The organism is Paraliobacillus sediminis (genome assembly GCF_003426055.1).
Genome location: NZ_QJSI01000001.1, coordinates 568,146 through 591,005 on the forward strand (window position 1 = coordinate 568,146; position 22,860 = coordinate 591,005).

Annotated in this window: 22 protein-coding genes; all 22 read left to right on the forward strand. The window is 37.0% G+C overall.

Going from position 1 to position 22,860, the window contains the following annotated elements; translation table 11 throughout:
* The first annotated feature begins 28 nt into the window (after positions 1-28).
* The 22 genes from D2K60_RS02520 to mreB all read left to right on the forward strand — a co-directional run bounded on the left by D2K60_RS02520 (position 29) and on the right by mreB (position 22,740).
* Entirely contained in the window at positions 29-1,267 is a 1,239-nt protein-coding gene (locus D2K60_RS02520; protein ID WP_117168413.1) for a serine hydroxymethyltransferase, read from the forward strand.
* Positions 1,268-1,753: 486 nt separating this feature from the next.
* A complete protein-coding gene (upp, locus tag D2K60_RS02525; RefSeq protein ID WP_117168414.1) occupies positions 1,754-2,383 on the forward strand; it encodes a uracil phosphoribosyltransferase in 630 nt (209 codons plus the stop codon).
* Between the two features lie 70 nt (positions 2,384-2,453).
* The gene (gene wecB, locus D2K60_RS02530; protein WP_117168415.1) at positions 2,454-3,602 is read left to right on the forward strand and encodes a non-hydrolyzing UDP-N-acetylglucosamine 2-epimerase; all 1,149 of its coding nucleotides are present in this window, start codon (positions 2,454-2,456) and stop codon (positions 3,600-3,602) included.
* 137 nt (positions 3,603-3,739) lie between these two features.
* Positions 3,740-5,914: a S8 family serine peptidase gene (locus tag D2K60_RS02535; RefSeq protein ID WP_117168416.1), complete on the forward strand. Its 2,175-nt coding sequence runs from the start codon at positions 3,740-3,742 to the stop codon at positions 5,912-5,914.
* Positions 5,915-6,301: 387 nt separating this feature from the next.
* Complete coding sequence (locus tag D2K60_RS02540; protein ID WP_117168417.1) at positions 6,302-6,670, forward strand: ATP synthase subunit I; 369 nt, start codon at positions 6,302-6,304, stop codon at positions 6,668-6,670.
* Positions 6,671-6,694: 24 nt separating this feature from the next.
* Complete coding sequence (gene atpB, locus D2K60_RS02545; protein WP_117169085.1) at positions 6,695-7,420, forward strand: F0F1 ATP synthase subunit A; 726 nt, start codon at positions 6,695-6,697, stop codon at positions 7,418-7,420.
* Between the two features lie 55 nt (positions 7,421-7,475).
* The gene (gene atpE / locus D2K60_RS02550) at positions 7,476-7,682 is read left to right on the forward strand and encodes a F0F1 ATP synthase subunit C (protein WP_117168418.1); all 207 of its coding nucleotides are present in this window, start codon (positions 7,476-7,478) and stop codon (positions 7,680-7,682) included.
* 197 nt (positions 7,683-7,879) lie between these two features.
* On the forward strand, positions 7,880-8,404 hold the full coding sequence (atpF, locus tag D2K60_RS02555; protein ID WP_117168419.1) for a F0F1 ATP synthase subunit B: 525 nt from the start codon (positions 7,880-7,882) through the stop codon (positions 8,402-8,404).
* On the forward strand, positions 8,404-8,946 hold the full coding sequence (locus tag D2K60_RS02560; RefSeq protein WP_117168420.1) for a F0F1 ATP synthase subunit delta: 543 nt from the start codon (positions 8,404-8,406) through the stop codon (positions 8,944-8,946). The genes atpF and D2K60_RS02560 overlap by 1 nt, the downstream gene beginning before the upstream one ends.
* A gap of 21 nt (positions 8,947-8,967) precedes the next feature.
* Positions 8,968-10,479 carry a F0F1 ATP synthase subunit alpha gene (atpA, locus tag D2K60_RS02565; RefSeq protein ID WP_117168421.1) on the forward strand — a complete coding sequence of 504 codons (1,512 nt, stop codon included), beginning with the start codon at positions 8,968-8,970 and terminating at the stop codon, positions 10,477-10,479.
* Between the two features lie 94 nt (positions 10,480-10,573).
* Positions 10,574-11,446: an ATP synthase F1 subunit gamma gene (gene atpG, locus D2K60_RS02570; RefSeq protein ID WP_117168422.1), complete on the forward strand. Its 873-nt coding sequence runs from the start codon at positions 10,574-10,576 to the stop codon at positions 11,444-11,446.
* 26 nt (positions 11,447-11,472) lie between these two features.
* Positions 11,473-12,873, forward strand: coding sequence for a F0F1 ATP synthase subunit beta (gene atpD, locus D2K60_RS02575; protein ID WP_117168423.1), 1,401 nt, complete (start codon positions 11,473-11,475; stop codon positions 12,871-12,873).
* Between the two features lie 45 nt (positions 12,874-12,918).
* Positions 12,919-13,320 carry a F0F1 ATP synthase subunit epsilon gene (locus D2K60_RS02580; RefSeq protein WP_117168424.1) on the forward strand — a complete coding sequence of 134 codons (402 nt, stop codon included), beginning with the start codon at positions 12,919-12,921 and terminating at the stop codon, positions 13,318-13,320.
* Between the two features lie 298 nt (positions 13,321-13,618).
* Positions 13,619-13,849: a DUF1146 family protein gene (locus D2K60_RS02585; protein WP_117168425.1), complete on the forward strand. Its 231-nt coding sequence runs from the start codon at positions 13,619-13,621 to the stop codon at positions 13,847-13,849.
* Between the two features lie 91 nt (positions 13,850-13,940).
* Positions 13,941-14,660, forward strand: a complete 720-nt coding sequence (locus D2K60_RS02590; protein WP_117168426.1) for a YwmB family TATA-box binding protein — start codon at positions 13,941-13,943, stop codon at positions 14,658-14,660.
* Positions 14,661-14,695: 35 nt separating this feature from the next.
* Positions 14,696-16,012 (forward strand): UDP-N-acetylglucosamine 1-carboxyvinyltransferase, encoded by a 1,317-nt coding sequence (gene murA / locus D2K60_RS02595; RefSeq protein WP_117168427.1) that lies wholly within the window; start codon positions 14,696-14,698, stop codon positions 16,010-16,012.
* A 1,151-nt stretch (positions 16,013-17,163) separates the two neighbouring features.
* Positions 17,164-18,222, forward strand: a complete 1,059-nt coding sequence (gene spoIID / locus D2K60_RS02600; protein ID WP_240335219.1) for a stage II sporulation protein D — start codon at positions 17,164-17,166, stop codon at positions 18,220-18,222.
* Between the two features lie 153 nt (positions 18,223-18,375).
* Positions 18,376-19,215, forward strand: a complete 840-nt coding sequence (locus D2K60_RS02605) for a stage II sporulation protein SpoIIQ (protein WP_117168428.1) — start codon at positions 18,376-18,378, stop codon at positions 19,213-19,215.
* A 504-nt stretch (positions 19,216-19,719) separates the two neighbouring features.
* Positions 19,720-20,754, forward strand: coding sequence for an AimR family lysis-lysogeny pheromone receptor (locus tag D2K60_RS02610; RefSeq protein WP_117168429.1), 1,035 nt, complete (start codon positions 19,720-19,722; stop codon positions 20,752-20,754).
* A gap of 20 nt (positions 20,755-20,774) precedes the next feature.
* Positions 20,775-20,933 (forward strand): hypothetical protein, encoded by a 159-nt coding sequence (locus D2K60_RS20535; protein WP_162880670.1) that lies wholly within the window; start codon positions 20,775-20,777, stop codon positions 20,931-20,933.
* Positions 20,934-21,208: 275 nt separating this feature from the next.
* The gene (gene spoIIID / locus D2K60_RS02615) at positions 21,209-21,496 is read left to right on the forward strand and encodes a sporulation transcriptional regulator SpoIIID (RefSeq protein ID WP_117168430.1); all 288 of its coding nucleotides are present in this window, start codon (positions 21,209-21,211) and stop codon (positions 21,494-21,496) included.
* Between the two features lie 242 nt (positions 21,497-21,738).
* On the forward strand, positions 21,739-22,740 hold the full coding sequence (gene mreB / locus D2K60_RS02620; protein ID WP_117168431.1) for a rod shape-determining protein: 1,002 nt from the start codon (positions 21,739-21,741) through the stop codon (positions 22,738-22,740).
* Positions 22,741-22,860 lie beyond the last annotated feature (120 nt).

The following is a 22,860-nucleotide window of genomic DNA, read 5'->3' on the forward strand; positions in this document are numbered from 1 at the left end:
AACCACATTACTTAGGGGGAATTACGAAATGGAGCATGTGAAACAGAATGATTTAGAACTTTTTCAAGCAATGGAACTAGAACGCGAGCGCCAAAATGATAAAATTGAGTTAATTGCATCTGAAAACTTTGTCTCTGAAGCCGTTATGGAAGCGCAAGGATCCGTACTTACAAACAAATATGCTGAAGGTTATCCAGGCAAACGCTATTATGGTGGTTGTGAATATGTTGATATTGCCGAAAATTTAGCGCGAGATCGTGCAAAACAACTATTTGGTGCTGAACATGTTAATGTGCAACCTCATTCAGGTGCACAAGCAAATATGGCAGTTTATTTCACCATTTTAGAGCCTGGAGATACTGTTTTAGGTATGAATCTTAATCATGGCGGACATTTAACACACGGAAGTCCAGTTAACTTTAGTGGAACGCTTTATAATTTTGAAGATTATGGGGTAGATCCTGATTCAGAGCAAATTGATTATGATGTCCTTTTGGAAAAAGCAATCGAAGTAAAGCCAAAGCTAATTGTCGCTGGTGCTAGTGCTTATTCACGTACAATTGATTTCAAAAAATTCCGTGAGATTGCAGATCAAGTAGGCGCATATTTAATGGTTGATATGGCCCACATTGCTGGACTTGTAGCAGCTGGCTTGCATCCTGATCCAGTTCCACATGCCCATTTTGTAACGACAACAACACACAAAACACTTAGAGGTCCTCGTGGTGGGATGATTTTGTGTAATGAAGAATTTGCGAAACAAATTGATAAATCTATTTTCCCAGGTGTACAAGGTGGTCCATTAATGCACGTTATTGCAGCCAAAGCAACTGCGTTTAGAGAAGCGTTATCTGATGATTTTAAAGTGTATGGTCAAAACATTATTGATAATGCAAAACGTTTTGGTGAATCATTGCAGGCTGAAGGTATTCGCATTGTATCAGGTGGAACAGATAACCATCTCTTATTATTAGATGTACGTGATCTTGGTTTAACTGGGAAAGTTGCAGAAAAGGCATTAGACGATATTGGAATTACGACAAATAAAAATACAATTCCGTTTGATCCTGAAAGTCCATTTGTGACAAGTGGTGTCCGTGTTGGAACCGCAGCAGTGACAACTCGTGGTTTTGGTTTAGCAGAAATGGAAGAAGTCGCATCTATCATTGCGTTCACATTAAAAAATCACGAAGATGAAACGAAATTAGAACAAGCAAAAGCACGTGTGAAGGAATTGACAGCTAAATTCCCTCTATACCAAAGCTAAATCCCTAATAAAACAAATCCCTAACCAGATTAACAGGTTAGGGATTATTTTAAATGACTGGTTTTTAAACCCGCAGATCAAGTGAAATGGGCTCCCTTTCTGTGGGCACGGCTTCAGCTAACTCGGATAAGCAAAATGCGCTTTCCAAGTGGATATTCAGCCCGTGCTGTTCCCACTAGAGTGTCACCCATTTCACATGATCTGCTAGTTAGTGGATCTACTTCTATGTGCAAAACAGAATCAATCAGTAAATTATTATGTTACTAACTATTGTATTTGTATATAGTTCATTACCTCATCGTCAAGGGCCATATTCACCGTATGTTGAATCAATCCCTGAGTTTAACAAGCAAAGTTTACGGAAATAGTCTATTAAAATAGAGGCATTTATTAAAAAAATAAAAATAATTAGCATCTTAACTTGAAACAATGTGCTTTTTTCAGTACACTTTTAAAGATGCAAAAAAAGATGAGGAGTGATCAGAAGTGGGAAATGTATTTGTACTGGATCATCCATTAATACAGCACAAACTGACGTATATTCGAAATAAAGAAACAGGGACAAAAGAATTTCGTGAATTAGTTGATGAAGTGGCCGGTTTAATGGCTTTTGAAATTACTAGAGATCTACCAGTAGAGGAAAAAACAATAGAAACACCAGTAACTACTGCAGTTACAAAAACATTAAGTGGAAAGAAAATAGGTCTCATACCTATCTTACGTGCCGGTTTAGGTATGGTAGATGGTGTATTGCGTTTAATTCCAGCAGCAAAAGTAGGACATGTTGGTCTTTATCGCGATCCAGAAACCTTACAACCAGTAGAATATTACATCAAATTACCTTCTGATATCCAAGAACGTGAATTAATTGTAATTGATCCAATGCTTGCTACAGGTGGCTCTGCTAATGATGCGATTGAATCATTGAAGAAGCGCGGGGCAACAAACATTAAATTGATGTGTTTAGTAGCAGCACCAGAAGGCGTAGAATTAATTAAAAAAAATCATCCTGATGTAGATATTTACCTTGCAGCATTAGATGAAAAATTAAATGATCATGGCTATATCGTTCCGGGTCTAGGTGACGCCGGTGACCGTTTATTCGGTACCAAATAATATTGTGAAAGAAGCGCTACCTATGCCATATATGTAGCGCTTTTCTTCTGAAAAGGAGGAAGTGTGACACATGACAAAACGAATCAAAGTAATGACGGTATTTGGAACACGACCAGAAGCGATTAAAATGGCACCACTCGTACTAGAATTAAAAAAACGTTCAGAACAATTTGAACCGATTGTTACGGTCACAGCACAACACCGAGAGATGCTTGATCAAGTCTTAACGATTTTTAATATTAAACCAGACTATGATCTAAATATAATGAAAGCGCGTCAAACGCTAGCAGAAATTACGACACGCGCGCTTGAGGGTTTAGACAAGGTAATGAAAGAGACAAAGCCAGATATTGTACTTGTTCATGGTGATACGACGACAACATTTGCAGCCTCTTTAGCGGCTTACTATAATCAAATTACAGTAGGTCATGTGGAAGCTGGACTTCGGACGTGGAATAAATACTCCCCTTATCCTGAAGAGATGAATCGACAATTAACAGGTGTAATGGCTGATCTTCACTTTTCACCTACTACTAGAGCAAGAGAAAATCTATTAGCAGAAAATAAAGCAGATGCGAATATCTTTGTGACAGGTAACACTACAATAGATGCACTAAAAACAACTGTTAATGCGAGCTATACGAGTGAAATATTAGATGAAATAGAAGGAAATCGACTGGTGTTAATGACTGCACATCGACGGGAGAATCTGGGCGAGAATATGCAACAAATGTTTCGCGCAATCAAACGTCTAGTAGAAAAACATCAAGATATCCATGTCATCTATCCTGTTCACCTTAATCCAGTTGTTCAAGAAACTGCTGATCAAATTCTAGGAAAAGAGCAGCGTATTACCTTAATTGACCCGCTTGGCGTTGTTGATTTCCATAACTTCGCGTCAAGAGCATATCTGATTTTAACGGATTCAGGCGGCGTTCAAGAGGAAGCACCTTCATTAGGTGTGCCTGTATTGGTGCTTCGTGATACAACAGAGCGTCCGGAAGGTGTAGACGCAGGAACACTGAAACTTGCTGGCACAGATGAAGACAACATATTCGAATTAGCAGATCAATTACTATCTGACGAAACAGAACATCAAAAAATGGCACATGCATCGAATCCATATGGAGACGGAGAAGCAAGTGCACGCATTGCAGATGCCATTCGTTATTATTTCAAGGAAATAAACGATAAACCACCTGCTTTTATAACGAGATAATACTAAAAGGAGAACTTCGCAACTAATGGAGTTCTCTTTTTTGTGAATTTTTGAGTGTATTCCATTCTCGCAACTAAAAAGTATAGCAAACTGATTTTTCTCACATACTAGCGAAAAAACAAGGAGAAAATCATTGTATGCGAACTAGAATTATCTTATTCTTTCTCATTACACTAGCGTTAATTAATCCCCCAATTACGATGCAAGCGCAAATAGAAGAACAAGCAATCATTGTAGAAGTTGAAGGGAATCCACACGAACAAAAAGAATATATTGAAACATATTTTCCAACTGTAGAAGTGCTTGAGGTTTATGACACCCTTTTTCAAGGATTAGCATTACGTGGTAAAGCCCATCAGTTAGAACGTTTGAATGGACTAGAGTTTCTAAAAAAAGCATACCCGGTACAAACGTATCAAATAACAGAACAAGCACCGATAAATGAAAGTGTTCCCTTTCTATTGGAAGATGCAGTAACGCATGAACCGCTATCTTACACTGGAAAAGGTGTGAAAATTGGTGTGATCGATACAGGAATTGATTATCAACATCCTGATTTAGAGAAGAATTATAAGGGTGGATTTGATCTTGTTGATATGGATGATGATCCAATGGAAACGCTAATAGAACAAGGGTTACCAACCATTCATGGCACACATGTTGCTGGTATTATCGCGGCTAACGGAAAGATGAAAGGGGTAGCACCTGATGCAGATCTTTATGGTTATCGCGCACTAGGACCAGGGGGTGCAGGCACATCCGTTCAAGTTATCGCAGCTTTGGAGAAAGCGGTCAAAGATGGTATGGATATTATTAATATGTCACTAGGCAATACAATTAATGGCCCGGATTGGCCGACTAGTATTGCTGTTAACCGTGCAGTAGATGAAGGAGTATCCGTTGTGATTGCAAATGGTAATTCTGGCCCAGATGATTGGACTGTGGGTTCTCCTGCAACAGCAACAAAGGCAATAGGAGTAGGTTCTTCTACACCTCCAATCAAAATCGCCTCTTTATACGATAGTTTTGAAAATAAAAAAATAGAACTTATTACATTGGCAGGAGCGCCAGCTTGGGATTTGCAAAAAAAATACCCGCTAGTAAATGGTGGAGATGGTAAAGAGACAATTCCAAATGCAAGAGGGAAAATTGTCTTAGTAGAACGAGGAGACATTTCGTTCACAGAAAAGGCCAAACAAGCTGAAGCTTCTGGAGCTGTGGCTGTACTTATCTATAATAATGAAAAAGGCAGCTTTCAAGGAGGGATGGAGGAAGAGATTTCTATTCCGGTTACAGGAATATCACAAAAAGATGGCAAGTGGCTAGTAGAACAAATCGATGCACACACGTATTGGATTGACACCGAATATCAGATCACACAAGATCAGATATCAGATTTCAGCTCACGAGGTCCTGTGACGGCAAATTGGCAAATCAAACCTGAAATTGTTGCACCAGGCGCACAAATAACAAGCACAGTCCCGGGTGGTTATCAGACACTTCAAGGAACCAGTATGGCTGCCCCACATATTGCAGGTGCACTTGCAGTATTAAAAGAAGCACATCCTGAATGGACACCTACACAATTAAAAGGGGCGCTTCTGACCCAAGCTTTACCGCTGCTAGATGGGGTGCAATTTTATGAGCCGATTGAGCAGGGAATGGGTAGAATCAGATTATCAGAATCGATTAATACGGCAACGATTATTACGAATCCATTACTCTCATTTGGTAAAATTAATACCCCAAAAGAAAGCCACGTCGTAGAACTTGAAGTAAGTAATATATCAGACAAGCCGCAAACGTATGCTTTTGATTTACCTGAACAAACAAAGGGATTACGCTGGTACACACCAAAATCGTTCACTATAAAACCGGGTCAAACAGAGCAAGTGCCAATAGAATTAGCGATTACGAGCAGTTTACTTGAACCGGGACTTTATCAGGGATGGTTAAAACTCACAAATCAAGAACAAACATTTTCTTTGCCATACATGTATGTCAATCAAATGAGTAATTTTCCTAAAGCAATGGGTTTTGAATTAGAGTTAGCCCCTTTTCAAGAAAAGATCTACCAGTACCGTTTTTATTCGCCAGAGGTTGCAGAAAAAATAACGGTTGATTTATATGATCCGAACACCCTAACATTTCAACAAACACTAGTAGCAATAGATGCTCCGAAACAAGGTGTAGTGGAAGGGGAAATTCCATTAAAATCGATGCCTGAACCAGGTGAATACATTGCAGATATTTCTGTTGAAACAGAGAATGAAGAAATTTTTCACTATCAAATGAATATATTGATTGAGTAATATAACGGATATTGGTAAGATAGTGATAGCAAATTTTAAATCTTCTCAAAATTTAATAGTGAATTCACAAAATTGTCTCTACCTTTATAGTGATAAATCCATTATAATAGTAAATAGACATTTTAAACCAAAGCTATGTATTCGAAGGCGATATTGTTCTTTTTAGGTGATTTCTAACTTGAATTTGATTTATTTTATCGGAACTATCCTAAATAAAGCGTGCCTAAAGAAATTAAATTTTGATTTATGACAGGGTTTTCATGTGACTTTTGTCACTGACAAATCATTTCTGGTTTAAAGACTTGCGAATATATTTTCTTTTTGTCATAATTTGTCGAGAGGATCGCCTTGGTTTGGCTGATGGATTTTTTTGGGGGACGAAGAATCATGGATGAATATGGACAAATGATATCTCGTCAGAAAAAATGGATGTTTTATTATCTTGCGATTCTAGCTTTAGGTACAGCGGTAACGTCCTATCATAGTATATTTAATGGTTTGTTACTGGGTAGTGCAGTTAGTTTTTATAATCTCTGGTTGCTACAAAGGAAAATAAAAAAGCTAGGTGAAGCTATTGTAAATGATACAAAAGTTTTTGGCCTTGGTACATTTGTTCGATTTGGTTCAGTTGCCGCGGTTGTCTTACTTGCAATAGAATTTGAACAGTATTTTCATTTTATTGCAGTGATCATAGGATTAATGACAATGTATCTTGTTATTATGATAGATGGTTTATTGTTCCTGACAAGAGATTAATTTTTGAGAAAAGAGGTGAAACAAGTGGATCACGAATCACCAATTGTATATGATTTTCTTGGTATTCCAGGACTCGATTTTAATGCGTCAACTGTATTGATGATCATTGTAGCGTCAGTCATTGTATTTATAATTGGTTTAGTAGGCAGTCGTAATTTGCAAACAAAACCAAAAGGTATGCAGAATGCGATGGAATTCTTAATAGACTTCGTAAAAGGTATTATTGGCGATACGATGGATTGGCGTAGAGGTAAAATGTTTTTGCCGTTAGGACTCACATTAATTTTATACATCTTTATTAGTAATATCTTAGGTGTAATAACGATGGGAGTATATGATCATGAGTTATGGTGGAAATCACCAACATCTGACGTAGGCATTACATTGTCACTAGCAGCATTTATTATCGTCCTTTCAAACTTTTATGGTATTAAAATTAAGGGTGTGAAAGGTTATTTTAAAGATTTAACAAAACCAGTTGCATTTATCTTACCATTTAAGTTAATTGAGGAAATCACAAATACGATGACACTTGGTTTTCGTTTGTTTGGTAATATTTTTGCGGGGGAGATCTTACTATCCCTTATAGCCCAAATGGCTTTTATGGCCGGAACAGGTAGTTTTATTTTTTCGCTAGTGCCGATGATAGTATGGCAAGGCTTTAGTTTATTTGTAGGGGCGATTCAAGCCTTTGTATTCACCATGTTAACGATGGTTTATATGTCGCATAAAGTGGCAGATGATCATTAAATATAATGTAGAAACTAATAAAATTTTTACATATTTTAAAAGGAGGAATTTTTAAATGGAAGCATTAGCAGCAGCATTAGCAGCAGGATTGGCAGCATTAGCAGCAGGTTTGGGAAGTAGTATGGTAGTAAAGACAACGGTTGAGGGGATTGCGCGTCAACCAGAATTAAGAGGACCATTAACTACAGTTATGTTAATTGGTATTCCACTTGTAGAGGCAGTTCCGATCTTAGCTATCGTTGTAGCCTTCATGGTACTGTAAGAACTCAATAGTAACAATAAAGTGGCGAAATTATCTTTAGGGGAAGTTTCGCCATTCCTTTAATTTCAAAATCAAGGCTTTCACCATGAAACTTGGCGATAAGCCAAGTTTTTAATCTGTTTAAAGTCTATTTTTATATAATCACGGATAACGGACCTACAGTTTGATGTTAGTAGTTGTTGAAAGGAGTGAATACAGTGGAATATTTGGCTGGAAATCTTATTCTCGGAGCTGGAGTTGGCGGCCTACTTTATGGGGATATTATTTTTTCGTTACTAAGCTTTGCGATATTACTTTATCTATTAAGGAAATTCGCTTGGGGTCCATTGATGAATAAAATGGAAGAACGAGAAAACTACATTGCAAATGAATTAGATGTTGCCGAAAAGAACCGTATCTCAGCAGAAAAAGCGTCTGTAGAAGCAAACGAGCGTTTAAAAGAAACGCGTCTAGAAGCACAAGTTATTATTGAAGATGCAAAAAAAGCTGGGATCGAACAAGAACAAGTTATTATGAAAGCAGCTGAAACTGCAGCAGATAGAATAAAACAAGCAGCGCAGGAAGAAATCAAGCAAGAAAAAGAAAATGCGATTCAAGCACTTCAAGCACAGGTGGCTTCACTTTCCGTGCAAATTGCTAGTAAAGTAATTGAAAAAGAATTAGATGCACAAGATCAAGAAAAACTAATTTCTGACTACATGAAAGAGATAGGAGAAGAGTAATGAGTAAAGCAGTGATTGCTAAACGCTACGCAGAAGCTCTTTTTCAACTTGCACAACAAACAGAAAATGTTGATTCAATTGAATCTCAACTTTTAATAGTCAAGGAAGTTTTTCAACAAAATCAAGATTTCATTGGATTTTTAGAACATCCTGGCTTTGATGCGTTGAAAAAGAAAGAAATAATTGATCTAGCTTTTCATGATTTTGCAAAAGAAGTTCGCAATACATTGAAACTATTAATAGATCGTCATAATGAAGATGCTGTTCCAGAAATTGTAGATCAATTCATTGCATTCGCAAATGACTCTAAAGGGATAGCGGTAGCGACGGTTTACAGTGTTCGCGCACTCTCTGAAGAAGAAAAGGAACAGTTACAAGTTGTATTCACCAAAAAATTAGCTGTTAAAACAATAAAAATTAATAATGAAATTGATACTTCAATTATGGGTGGCATCAAGCTTAAAGTTGGTAATACAATTTATGATGGCTCTATAAAAGGAAAATTAGAAAGAATTGAACGTAATATCGTTTCAGTAAACTAAAGATGATAGGGGTGAATTGGCATGAGCATTAAAGCTGAAGAAATCAGTGCGCTGATTAAACAGCAAATTGAAAATTATCAAGCGGATATTGAAGTCAGTGATGTCGGCACGGTTATTGAAATCGGTGACGGTATCGCACGTGTACATGGTCTTGATAACGTTATGTCAGGTGAGCTTGTTGAATTTTCAAATGGTGTAATGGGTTTAGCCCAGAACTTAGAAGAAAGTAATGTAGGTATTGTAATCTTAGGCGCTTATAGAGAGATTCGTGAAGGCGATGTCGTTCGTCGTACTGGTCGTATTATGGAAGTACCTGTTGGTCCTGAATTACTAGGTCGTGTAGTAAATCCACTAGGTCAACCAATTGATGGAAAAGGCCCAATCGAGACAGGTAAAACGCGTCCAATTGAAGCGCCAGCACCAGGTGTAATGGATCGTAAATCTGTTCATGAACCACTACAAACAGGAATTAAAGCAATTGATGCACTTGTGCCAATTGGTCGTGGACAACGTGAATTAATTATCGGTGATCGTCAAACAGGTAAGACAACTGTTGCAATTGATACGATTATTAATCAAAAAGACCAAGACATGGTATGTATTTATGTTGCGATTGGTCAAAAAGATTCTACTGTTCGTTCTACAACAGAGGTATTTCGTAAACATGGTGCACTAGATTACACAATAGTAGTTAGTGCCGGAGCTTCAGAACCAGCACCACTTCAGTACCTTGCACCATATGCAGGTGTAACGATGGGTGAAGAATTTATGTATGACGGCAAGCATGTACTCGTTGTTTATGATGATCTATCAAAACAAGCAAATGCATACCGTGAATTATCACTATTACTTAAACGCCCACCAGGTCGTGAAGCATTCCCAGGTGATGTATTCTACTTACACTCACGTCTATTAGAACGTGCAGCAAAGCTTAGTGATGCAAAAGGCGGTGGCTCATTAACAGCGTTGCCATTTGTTGAAACACAAGCTGGTGATATTTCTGCTTATATCCCAACAAACGTTATTTCCATTACAGATGGTCAAATATTCTTGCAATCTGATCTATTTTTCTCTGGTGTTCGTCCAGCGATTAATCCAGGTCTATCGGTATCACGTGTTGGTGGATCAGCACAAATTAAAGCAATGAAGAAGGTTGCTGGTACACTACGTTTGGATCTAGCCTCATATCGAGAGTTAGAATCATTTGCACAGTTTGGATCTGATTTAGACAAAGCAACACAAGCAAAACTTAATCGTGGTGCTCGTACGGTAGAAGTGTTAAAACAAGGCCTACATAAACCACTTGTAGTTGAAAAACAAGTTGTGATTATCTATGCGTTGGTTCATGGCTACTTAGATGACGTTGAAATAGATGATATTACGCGTTTCCAATCAGAATACTTTGATTATTTTGACGCAAAACATGCGGCTATCTTAACAACAATCCGTGAAACCGGAAACCTTGCTGAGGCAGAAGCGATGAATGCGGCAATTGAAGAATTTAAAGCACAATTTGTACCGAAAAATAAATAATTTGGAAGTGGAAGGTATGAAAAATGAGAAGCAATTCTGATTTTCGTTCTTCTTTTGCAACAGAAACCTTTTCAAGAAAGGGGGCTGAACGTAAGTGGCATCACTTAGAGATATTCAAACACGAATAGGCTCAACTAAAAAAACAAAACAAATTACGAATGCAATGCAAATGGTTTCAGCATCAAAGCTTAGTAAAGCGGAATTAAGTTCAAAGTCTTATATCCCTTACAGTGAAAAGATGCAAGAAATGGTGCATCATATTGCATTAAGTAATGAGACATTTGAACACCCGATGCTAAAACCAAGAGAAGTGAAAAAGACAGCCTATTTTGTCATTACATCTGATCGTGGATTAGCGGGTCCTTTTAATAGCAGTGTATTACGTAAAGTGTATCGAACCATTCATGAAAAACATCAATCGGTAGACGAATATACGTTGATTGTAGTTGGACGAATGGGGAGAGACTTCTTTAAACAACGAGATATGCCAATTACAAATGAGATTATTGGTTTAGCAGACCAACCTGTTTTTTCAGATATTAAGGATTTAACTTTGGAGTCCGTGCAACTATTTATTGATGAGGAAGTAGATGAATTAAATATTGTCTATAACCATTATATTAGTGCAATCTCACAAGAAGTAGTCACTAAAAAGTTACTACCTCTTACAGACTTTGAAAATGCTGAACACACAACTGAAAGCAAAAACAGTGCATTTGAATTTGAACCTAGTAAAGCAGAGATATTGGAGTCATTATTACCTCAATATGCTGAGAGCTTGATCTATGGTGCTTTATTAGATAGTAAAGCAAGTGAACACGCAGCGCGTATGTCAGCAATGCGCAGTGCTACAGATAATGCGAACGATTTAATTGATGATTTATCTTTACAATATAATCGAGCTCGTCAAGCTGCTATTACACAAGAGATTACGGAAATTGTCGGTGGAGCAGCAGCCCAAAAATAGTAAAATGTAAGTAAGGAGGGAAATCGATGAGTAAAGGACATGTAACGCAAGTAATGGGACCAGTTATTGACGTGAAGTTTGATAACGGACAACTTCCTGAAGTATATGATGCATTAGTCATTTCTCCTAAAGAGGAAAATGGTGCTGCATTAACACTTGAAGTAGCATTACACTTAGGTGACAACACAGTGCGCACAATTGCCATGCAGGCAACAGAAGGTATTCAGCGAGGCGCAGAAGTAATTAGTACTGGTGGTGCTATTTCGGTACCTGTAGGTGATGTCACATTAGGTCGTATATTTAATGTGTTGGGAGAAGAAATTGATTTAGGTGAAAAACTGCCTGATGATGTTCGCCGCGATCCAATTCATCGTCAATCACCAGACTTTGAAGATTTGGCGACGGAAACAGAAATTCTAGAAACAGGAATTAAGGTTGTTGATTTATTAGCACCATACATTAAAGGTGGTAAAATCGGTTTGTTTGGTGGAGCCGGAGTAGGAAAGACCGTCTTGATTCAAGAGCTTATTAATAATATCGCGCTCGAACATGGTGGTATCTCCGTATTTGCTGGAGTTGGTGAGCGTACACGTGAAGGTAATGACCTTTACTTTGAAATGAAAGATTCTGGTGTTATTACAAAAACAGCAATGGTGTTCGGACAAATGAACGAACCACCTGGTGCACGTATGCGTGTAGCTCTAACAGGGCTTACAATGGCAGAATACTTCCGTGATGATCAAGGACAAGACGTGCTCTTGTTTATCGATAATATCTTCCGTTTCACACAAGCGGGTTCTGAGGTATCGGCATTACTAGGTCGTATGCCATCAGCGGTTGGTTATCAGCCAACGTTAGCAACAGAGATGGGTCAGTTACAAGAACGTATTACATCAACGAATAAAGGTTCTGTTACATCAATTCAGGCGATTTATGTACCTGCGGATGACTATACAGATCCAGCGCCGGCAACAACGTTTGCGCACTTAGATGCAACAACTAACTTAGATCGTAAATTATCGGAGCAAGGTATTTATCCTGCCGTTGATCCATTAGCATCAACTTCACGTGCACTAGACCCTGAAGTTGTTGGAGAAGAGCATTATAATATATCCCGTGAAGTGCAGCGTACACTACAAAAGTATAAAGAATTACAAGACATTATTGCAATCCTAGGAATGGACGAATTATCTGATGAAGATAAATTGACCGTTTCACGCGCTCGTCGCATGCAATTCTTCTTATCACAGAATTTTCACGTAGCTGAACAGTTTACGGGTCTTCCTGGTTCATATGTGCCGGTAAAAGAAACAATTCGAGGCTTTAAAGAAATTTTAGCAGGTAAATATGATGATCTTCCTGAAGATGCGTTTCGTTTAGTTGGAACAATTGAAGACGTTGTTGAAAAAGCAAAACAAATGGCGTAAGAAATATTCTATAATAGCTTTATTCCAGCCTGAGGAGGGGTTTCATTGAAAACACTAACGGTGAGTGTTGTCACTCCTGATGGCCCTATTTTAGAAGACACATTTGAAATGGTTAGTTGTAAAGCTGAAAACGGTGAGTTAGGAATTCTCCCAAATCACATACCATTAATTGCGCCACTTGTAATTAGTGTTACACGATTAAAAAGAGATAACGAAACAATAAAAATTGCGATTAATGGTGGATTTGTTGAAGTAAATAATAACAAAGTAACCATTCTTGCGCAATCAGCTGAAACGCCTGGTGTCATCGATGTTCAGCGTGCTCGTAAAGCAAAAGAACGTGCTGAAAGGCGTTTGCAAACTAAACAAGATGATGTTGATTTTAAAAGGGCAGAATATGCACTTAAACGTGCACTAAATCGTCTAGATGTGATAGAAAACAAATAGATAAATACCACTTTTGTGGTTTTATCAAAAAATAAAAGACTTTATTTCCATATAAAATTGGATTTAAAGTCTTTTTTTTGTCCATTGCGACTATATTCAGTAAAGGAATAAGAATGTTTAGTTTAAACTAGCTGGGGAATAGTTAAAAAGTCATTTAAAAAATAGACGATCCATGGTATTATTCTTATTTAGGTTGAATGATAAAGTAAGAAATGAATTTGTGTAATAATGTCGTTATTCCCCGGGAAATGACAAATGATTGTATCGATAATTAAAACAGAAAAGTGAGGTTTCGTTTATGGAAGAACTAGGGAGATTAGCTTTAATCAGTATGCTTTCCCACATTATCTTTATTGTTATAACGTGGCAAATCATGCAAGCTTTAAGATTGGATTCGATCTTTAAAAAAGAGCGGACTTTTGAAGCGAAGATTTTTATTGTTTTTATTGCAATTGTTATTGGTACTACTGTAAGTAATTTCTTCTTAGATTTCCTTAAATGGTCACAACAGTTTGTTTACTTGTTTTAAACCTATTGTCATGATTTGACGAACGCCTTTTAGTATGGTTTGATTGCCGACCGACCATACTGAGTAATAAAAAAGGTAGGGAGATAAAATCATGATTAAAAATAGAAGTTTAGCAATCATACTACTTGTGGTACTAATTTTCACCTTTCATTTAAAAGATGTAATTGCAAAAGATTCGGCAATAAATGAATTAGTAGAAATGATCGACGCGGTAGAAGACGAAGCGTTACAGGTAAAGACATGGCAAATTATGATTAGAGAGCAAATCAACAAAAAAGAGATGCCAGATATGATGCAGGCAATAAATCAAATCGGCTTTTCTTCTAGTTATACAACTGAAACTACAAAAAATGCAATTAAATATAAGTGGAACAGCCGTATAGAAGAAAACTCAAACGAATCTATTATAATGGTAACCTCAAAAGAACAGGATACTGTTGACGTAATTTACAAAATCGAATCATTAGAAGTAGGTAGTTTGGATCAAAAATATTTAGAAAACCGCGTGCAACGTGTATTGGAAAATGTTTTCAGTGATGATATGACAAAATTTACTTGTATTTCGACAGAAGTAGATGCTATTATAGATAGTGATGTTCTTTTTGATAGAATGATAGAAAAATTACAGGTAAAAGAAATTGATGAAATGAACGAAAAAGACTTTATTGTAATGTCTGGATACACAGAAAAGTGGGAGACTGCTATGCCTTCATTGAACAAGTCAATGAATATTCAATTAGCAGCAAGAAAAGGTTTAAACGGAAAATTAAACTTTACAATAGGAACACCTATCCTAACGACTGAATATTAATAATATAGAAATTGGACTTTAGAGGAGAATGAGCCTTGGATAAAATCATCGTCCGTGGTGGTAGGCAGTTAAACGGCACTGTACAAGTAGAAGGTGCAAAAAACGCTGTATTGCCTGTCATCGCAGCAAGTATAATGGCAAGTAAAGGGAAAAGTGAGCTTCATAACGTTCCAGCTTTAGCTGATGTTGTGACTATGAAAGATGTATTAAGTAATATGAATGCAAAAATTGATTTTCAACAAAATACAATAATCGTTGATGCAGTGGAAGATTTAATTACAGAAGCCCCTTTTGAATATGTTCGAAAAATGCGTGCATCGGTTCTAGTTTTAGGACCAACGTTAGCACGTTACGGCCATGCAAAAGTAGCAATGCCAGGTGGCTGTGCTATTGGATCAAGACCGATTGATTTGCATTTAAAAGGCTTTGAAGCAATGGGTGCAGACATACATGTTGGAAATGGATATGTCGAAGTGTTTTCAAAAGGACGTCTAAAAGGTGCGAAAATTTATTTAGATGTACCAAGTGTCGGTGCAACCGAAAATATCATGATGGCAGCAGCATTAGCAGATGGTAAAACAACAATTGAGAATGCAGCAAAAGAACCAGAGATTACTGATCTTGCCAACTTTTTGAATAAAATGGGTGCAAGAGTTGTCGGAGCTGGTACGGAAACGATTAAAATAGTAGGTGCCGAAACGTTACATGGTGCAGTGCATTCAATTATTCCAGACCGAATTGAAGCGGGAACCTATATGGTTGCAGCTGCAATTACTGGTGGTAATGTACTTGTAAAAGGTGTAGAGGCAGAACATTTGCGTGCACTAATTTCTAAGATGGAAGAAATGGGTGTAAGGATTGTTGAAGAATTAGATGGCGTGCGGGTAATTGGACCACACAAATTAAAAGCAACTGATTTGAAGACAATGCCACATCCAGGATTTCCGACGGATATGCAATCACAAATGCTTGCACTTATGTTACAAGCAGAAGGCACAAGTGTGATTACGGAAACCGTCTTTGAAAACCGTTTTATGCATGTAGAAGAATTTCGTCGTATGAATGCAAATCTTAAAATAGAAGGTCGTAGTGTAATTGTCGAAGGTCCAACTGATTTACAGGGTGCAGAGGTTGCAGCTACAGATCTTCGAGCAGGAGCAGCATTAATATTAGCTGGTTTAAAAGCAAAAGGTTATACACGCGTTACAGAATTAAAACATCTTGATCGTGGTTATGTAGATATTACAGAGAAACTTGCGAGCTTGGGTGCTGATATTGAACGTGTGAATGATGATGTTGAAGAAGAAATTATCTTAGAACCAGCAGAAGAGAAACATTTTTCTGCTTTGTAAAAGAAAAGAAAAAAGCTGTGCGATGAGACGGATATTCGTCTCAATTGCACGGCTTTTTTTGTATACATATCGGCTAATCGTAGCCTGTTTTAAGTTTAGGAGTATATCTGATAAATTGCTTGGCTTTCTTAAACAAAAGCTACTTTCTTTAAGAGTGTCATTAACTTTATTATCCCGCTACGGAAGCAAAGGCTATCGCTTTCCGTGGGCACAACCTCAGCTATCTATAGAAGCAAAGAGCAGCTTCTATAGAGGATCTTCGGTTTGTGCTGTTCCCACAGGAGTCTCAAGCCTTTGCTTCCTCCGCTAGAAATAAGGGAATAATGGAATTCTTAAACAAAATGGAACAGACCCATTCCACTAGCAAAACCGGCTTCAACCCCTTGGACAGACTTGATGAAGGAATGAAAGAACATTAGACTCGTTGAGGCGTGGTGGGGATGGGCCACCAGGGGCGGTGTTGAGAATGCGTGCAGTATATTTTGGGAATAAATAGAGTTAATATCAATACATCTATTTCCGCATGCCTTCATGTAACCTTAATCATCAACAAGCATTTCATTTATCCGTTATTTTTCTTGCAACGGGTTTGAAATCCTGCGAATGAGCAATAATTTGCGAGTATATGGAATCTAACTTAGAAAGTTTGAGGATCAAATTGTAATGTAAGTTAGAAACAATTGATATGCCTGTCTTTTTTTCATAAATGTAATATTTAACTCATGAAACGTCTACGGTAAAGTTTCTCGTAGCCACCAATTATTATGAAAATAAAATTATTATCATACAAAGAATGCATCTTTACTAGCGATGGAAATATACGTAGACTCCTGTGGGAACAGCGCGGGCTGAAGATCCACTTCGTAAAGCGATCTTTGCTTTACGAAGTTAGCTGAAGCCGTGCCCACGGAAAGCGGAGTATATTTCCAGAGCGGTATGTCAGATTATTAGATTGCGTCACTTTTAAAGTTTACCAATGCTTATTTGAAAATTTTACTCTGCGAAGGTTGCGTAGATATCTCTGGAAATCAGATGATGCGGTTTTAACATATTTGCTCGTATCAAACTAAATTTCTCGTTCTACTATCTTAATTTTATGTATAGAGTAATTAGTAGAAACGAAGATGATGTTTGGTAAAGGGAGGACGTATATGCATCCGTATCATAAAAACAAAAAGGGACACGTGTATTGGAAGTCTTGCAGTATGTTACTAATAGGACTGTTGTTAACCATTATATTACTCGTTCCTGCTTTAATCGTAGCGCCTCATACAGGCACATCAACAAAAGTGAAGACATCTACTGAGAAGACGACAGAAAAGACAGCAGAGACAGCAGAGACTGTCACATTGTCTTCTGAGGACTCAGCATTTACGGTTGAAGTAATGCGATCAGAAACAGATCAAATAGAAAAGGTATTATTGGAGGATTATGTTACACGAGTAGTTGCTTCTGAGATGCCTGCTGAATTTGAACTGGAAGCATTAAAAGCACAAGCACTTGCAGCAAGAACATACATTGTGAATTATCTGGCACATGTCAAAGATGATGCCGCAAATGTTACGGATACCATACAACACCAGGTTTATAAGAACGACGAGGAGCTCAGGAAAGTTTGGGGAAGTGACTACAGTTGGAAAATAAGCAAAATAAAACAAGCGGTGGCAGGTACAGTAGGAGAAATTTTGACCTATGAGGAACAACCTATTACACCAGCCTTTTTTTCTACTAGTAATGGTTACACAGAAAATTCCGAAGATTACTGGGAGAATGCCTTGCCATATTTAAAAAGTGTGGCTAGTCCATGGGATCAAGATTCGCCAAAATTTCTGGACCAAAAGATTATTCCAATTAATCAAGTAGAAGAAGCGTTAGGTGTGACACTATCACAAGCAAGTACTGCCTTTAACATGATAAGGACAGAGAGTAATCGGGTTGAAACGGTGGAAATCGCGGGACAAACTTTTACAGGAAGAGATATACGAGAAGCATTAGACTTAAGATCAAGTGATTTTGACATAGAACAAAAAAATGATCATCTTATTTTTACAACGAAAGGGTATGGTCATGGAATTGGAATGAGTCAATATGGCGCCAACGGTATGGCTAAGGACGGGAAGAATTATCAGGATATTGTAACCTATTATTATCAAGGAACAGAGATAGAAAGAATAGAAGATGCAACACCTACTCTAGTAGTAAAGAATTGATCCTTATAATAAGGATAGTTTTTTCTGTTAGTCAAGAACTTAGCTGAATTAGAAGAGGTTTCGAAGGATATATCATCGTATTAATTAAAAAATTGCTAAACGATGTATATTATTTCCTGTTTCTGATCAGAATGGTTCCTGAGGTGATGTAAAATGAAAGAAGATAATAATAACGTTTCAAAACAAAGTTGGAAACGTATCTTCAAGAAGAAATGGTTTTTCCCTGCTGTATATTTAACAGTTGCTGCATTTTTGTTAACTGGTGTTCTATGGTATCAAAATTTAGATAACCAGATTCCAGAGGCAACAGATAATACAGAGACGAATCTCGGAAATTCTAGTGGGAATCCATTAGACTATGAACAAGATTCAGATACTGTTGTAAGCCAATCAGAAACCGTTAAAATGCCAGTAGCAGAAGACAGTCAAACTGACATTGTAACAAAATTCTATGATTTCGGTAAAACATCTGAAGAGCAAGAACAAGCACTCGTTCTATACAACAATAAATACTACCAAAGTAAAGGTATAGACATTGCATCAGCTTCAGATGAAACATTTTCAGTAACTGCAGCATTAAGTGGTGAAGTTACAGAAGTCAAAGAAGATCCATTGTTAGGTTATGTACTAGAGATGGAGCACGAGAACGGTGTTTCTACGTATTATGCAAGTTTACAAGATGTAACAGTAAAAGCGGGACAAAAGATTGAACAAGGTGAGAGTGTAGCAACTGCAGGTCAAAACGTATATGGGCAAGCAAGTGGGACACATGTTCACTTTGAAATTCGCAAAGACAACGTAGCAGTGGACCCAGAAATATACTTGAACAAACCATTATCAGATATTAAAGCTCCAAGTGAAGAGGAATCATCAGAGGAATCGGCTGAAGAAACAGAAGATCCAGATGAAGCAGAAAGTGATGAAACTCCTGTTCCAGATGAAGAGCAATCAACAGAGGAACAAGAATCTTCTAGAGCAACAACAAACACATAAGTGTAATAGAAAAGAAGCGTGAGGGATTATCCTTCATGCTTTTTTTATTATACAGATTAGTAAAGTACGCAACCCTCTTTACAGTACTTGATAATCCTTAATAAAACCTGCTTTCTAAAAGATTGACGTTTATTGCGAAATATCATCTATCAACTGCGACTTAAAATCTCTGCTAAGGGAGACCATTTGCTTGCGTAGCGTGTCTAAAGTAATTTATTGTATGCGACGCGAGCACAAAGTCAACTTCAAATTTGGATTGCGAGACTTCCTGGTTATACCAAGATTAAAATGCCTGTTTCACTCTGCAAAAGTTGAGTGAAGTAGAATATTAGAAATATATAAGAAGAAAATATCGATTTAAATCATAGACTTAAATCATATCTTGATCACTAGTTTTCAATACTTGTAGGAAAATGTCGAACGATTGTATATTTTAGGGGTTGAATAATATTGAATTTATGAAATAATAATAAATGATGGTTGATTTTGGGAGGAGGAGTGTTTATGAAACAAGATTACTCTCTCCACAGGGAAGACGAGAAAAATACCGTTATAAAAATGGATGAAATAACTAACTTAGAACAATTCATTACGGTCGCTAGTATGGAAAATGAAGAAGATACTACTATTCAAAAAACATGTGAATATTGTCTAATCACAAAAAATGAAGTCGATTGGCGGATCGGCATGCATTTTTTATACACGAATGGATTCTATGAAGAAACACAATTCTTAATAGATAAAAATAAAAAAAGTAAAAATCAGATCAACCACAAATGGGCTGCTGTTTATGAACTGGTTCTTGCCAGACGTTTTCGCAGTATACCCCATCATGAAATTTTAAAAAAACTACAAAAATTTAAAACAGAAGACACAAATTTACAATTTATCATCAAGCAAACATTGCTCAGTACAAATTTTGATATGTTTGATTATGGAAGTTTTAACGCCTTGTTAGAAGAATTACAAGGCCTATTACTTAAATTAGATAATCATGTTTTGATTTCGCTAGCTCATATTAATTTGGATCAACTCTTCTTTGTTTATTATTGGAAAAGTAATGAGGTCATCTTAGCAAGAAAGTATGGCTTTCGCTTATTGAATAAGATGTATAATAAAAAACAGAAGGCACATTTACATGTGAATTTAAGCCTAACCTATATATTTGATGATTTTAACGCTTGTATGTATCACTTAAATCAAGCGAGGTTAATGGCTGAGGAATTTCAAGATAACCGATTACTAAATATGATTCGCAATCAAAATTACCCTTTTATCTGTGCGCATTTTCAGCAAACAGATAATGTGGCATCACCAAATAACAGTGAACAAGCACATCTAGAAATAGCCAGGGGTAATCTGATAAAAGCACAAGGTTTGTTAGAGCCAGTTACACAGGTAACCCCCTTTATAAAATATTATCTTGGACTAGCACATCAAGACAGAAAACTGCTGATTAGTTCCTATAATGATTTTATAGAAAAAAGAAGCGATTACTTTTTCGCACGGTTACCTCTACACGCATTACAAAATTTATAATCGGGGAGGAGGTCAGTAGCTTGAAAAAAAATCTGTTATCTATTTTGTTAACATTTTTTCTTATTTCAAGCATCCAGATTATTCAACCAGATGTAACGCTTACTAAAGAAATAGAAATAGATATACCGTCTCCCGTCGTCAATATGATGGCTGATCCTGGACACGGAGATACGGGTTAATGTTTAAGGTTGTTCTTCATGCTAGATGAAGAACAGCCTTTTTTATGTCATATTTGAAAAGCATGGGTTGTCCTTCAACTGTATTGTTAAATTTTAATCATAATCAAAAAGATTAACTAATAAACTGATACAAACCAAGCAAGTCTAAGGTGATCATGTAGCGCAAACCAAAACTCCTACTTTTGAAAAACAAATCAGAGAAATAGTAAACAGGACATCAACTATCACCTTGTCTCATTCACACCTTGGACAGACAACACGAGGAGGCTAGTGATGTGCATGATTACATCAAAGAGAGAACGGTTCGTATTGGAAAACACATTGTAGAGACTAGAAAGACGGTGCGTGTTATCGCAAAAGAATTTGGTGTTTCAAAAAGTACAGTCCATAAAGATTTAACAGAACGATTACCGGAAATAAATCCTGAATTAGCAAATGAAGTTAAAAATATCCTTGACCACCATAAAGCGATCAGACATCTCCGTGGTGGAGAAGCGACAAAGATGAAGTATCAAGTTACACCACCTAAACCAACAGAGCCTACAATGAAATCAGTCCAATAACCACATGATCCTCCCGAATTCTTAATAATACAATCCATTTTCTAGAGCTGAAGTAAGGTATGATCAATCGAAATTCGTACAAACTAATAAAAATTCTATCATTTGTTGCAAAATATACAATTAAAACCAACTTCTTCTGAAAAATGATTAACTAATCCAGTATATGTATGATATTATATATAATTAGAAGTAGCACAATCATACGGAAAAAATGTAACACTACTAGCAGGGAGGATCTAAGAATGTTTTCTAGGGATATCGGGATTGACCTTGGAACGGCAAACGTTTTAATACATGTAAAAGGAAAAGGGATTGTCCTTGACGAACCATCAGTTGTTGCGATGGATCGTACAACAGGACGTGTCTTAGAGGTTGGAGAGGCTGCACACCGAATGGTAGGTCGTACTCCTGGAAATATTGAAGCAATCAGACCACTTAAAGACGGTGTCATTGCTGACTTTGATGTAACAGAAGCAATGTTAAAATTTTTTATAAATAAAATTAACGTGCGCGGTTTTTTATCTAAACCACGGATGTTAATTTGTTGTCCTACTAATATTACTAAAGTGGAACAAAAGGCAATTAAAGAAGCGGCTGAAAAATCTGGTGGGAAACGCATCTATCTAGAAGAAGAGCCAAAAGTTGCTGCAATTGGTGCTGGGATGGATATTTTTCAACCGAGCGGAAACATGGTAGTAGACATTGGTGGAGGAACAACAGATGTTGCGGTTCTTTCCATGGGTGATATCGTAACCTCGGAATCAATTAAGATGGCTGGGGACAAATTTGACGGGGAAATTTTAAATTATGTAAAACGAAAGTATAAATTATTAATTGGTGAACGTACATCTGAAGATATTAAAGTGAATGTCGCAACAGTATTTAAAGGTGCGCGTAATGAGTCGATGGATATTCGCGGTCGCGATATGGTTAATGGCTTACCACGCACAATCAGTATAAATTCTGGAGAGATCGAAGAGGCTTTACATGAATCAGTAGCATTGATTGTTCAAGCATGTAAAACCGTATTAGAACGGACACCGCCTGAATTATCCGCAGATATTATTGATCGTGGCATCATTTTAACTGGTGGTGGCGCACTCTTACACGGAATTGATCAATTATTGGCAGAAGAATTAAAAGTACCAGTTATCTTAGCAGATGAGCCAATGAATTGTGTAGCAAAAGGGACTGGCATCATGCTTGAGAATATTGATAAAATAGAAAAACGAAAAATTATTTAAGCTATCTTCATTGCGAAAATTGTTAGAAACTAGATACAATTACATAGTTGTAGTATTTACTGTCTAGTTACGCAATAACTTTAATTAAAATAGCGCACAATTTGTCGATTTTATGCTAAA

Excerpts from the sequence above, each read along its gene's own strand:
- D2K60_RS02590 (WP_117168426.1), top strand. The coding sequence starts at position 13,941 with ATGATTAAAAATAGAAGTTTAGCAATCATACTACTTGTGGTACTAATT.
- D2K60_RS02585 (WP_117168425.1), top strand. The coding sequence starts at position 13,619 with ATGGAAGAACTAGGGAGATTAGCTTTAATCAGTATGCTTTCCCACATT.
- mreB (WP_117168431.1), top strand. The coding sequence starts at position 21,739 with ATGTTTTCTAGGGATATCGGGATTGACCTTGGAACGGCAAACGTTTTA.
- D2K60_RS02560 (WP_117168420.1), top strand. The coding sequence starts at position 8,404 with ATGAGTAAAGCAGTGATTGCTAAACGCTACGCAGAAGCTCTTTTTCAA.
- D2K60_RS02610 (WP_117168429.1), top strand. The coding sequence starts at position 19,720 with ATGAAACAAGATTACTCTCTCCACAGGGAAGACGAGAAAAATACCGTT.
- spoIID (WP_240335219.1), top strand. The coding sequence starts at position 17,164 with ATGCATCCGTATCATAAAAACAAAAAGGGACACGTGTATTGGAAGTCT.
- D2K60_RS02540 (WP_117168417.1), top strand. The coding sequence starts at position 6,302 with ATGGATGAATATGGACAAATGATATCTCGTCAGAAAAAATGGATGTTT.
- wecB (WP_117168415.1), top strand. The coding sequence starts at position 2,454 with ATGACAAAACGAATCAAAGTAATGACGGTATTTGGAACACGACCAGAA.
- atpE (WP_117168418.1), top strand. The coding sequence starts at position 7,476 with ATGGAAGCATTAGCAGCAGCATTAGCAGCAGGATTGGCAGCATTAGCA.
- D2K60_RS02605 (WP_117168428.1), top strand. The coding sequence starts at position 18,376 with ATGAAAGAAGATAATAATAACGTTTCAAAACAAAGTTGGAAACGTATC.
- atpD (WP_117168423.1), top strand. The coding sequence starts at position 11,473 with ATGAGTAAAGGACATGTAACGCAAGTAATGGGACCAGTTATTGACGTG.
- atpA (WP_117168421.1), top strand. The coding sequence starts at position 8,968 with ATGAGCATTAAAGCTGAAGAAATCAGTGCGCTGATTAAACAGCAAATT.
- D2K60_RS02535 (WP_117168416.1), top strand. The coding sequence starts at position 3,740 with ATGCGAACTAGAATTATCTTATTCTTTCTCATTACACTAGCGTTAATT.
- D2K60_RS02520 (WP_117168413.1), top strand. The coding sequence starts at position 29 with ATGGAGCATGTGAAACAGAATGATTTAGAACTTTTTCAAGCAATGGAA.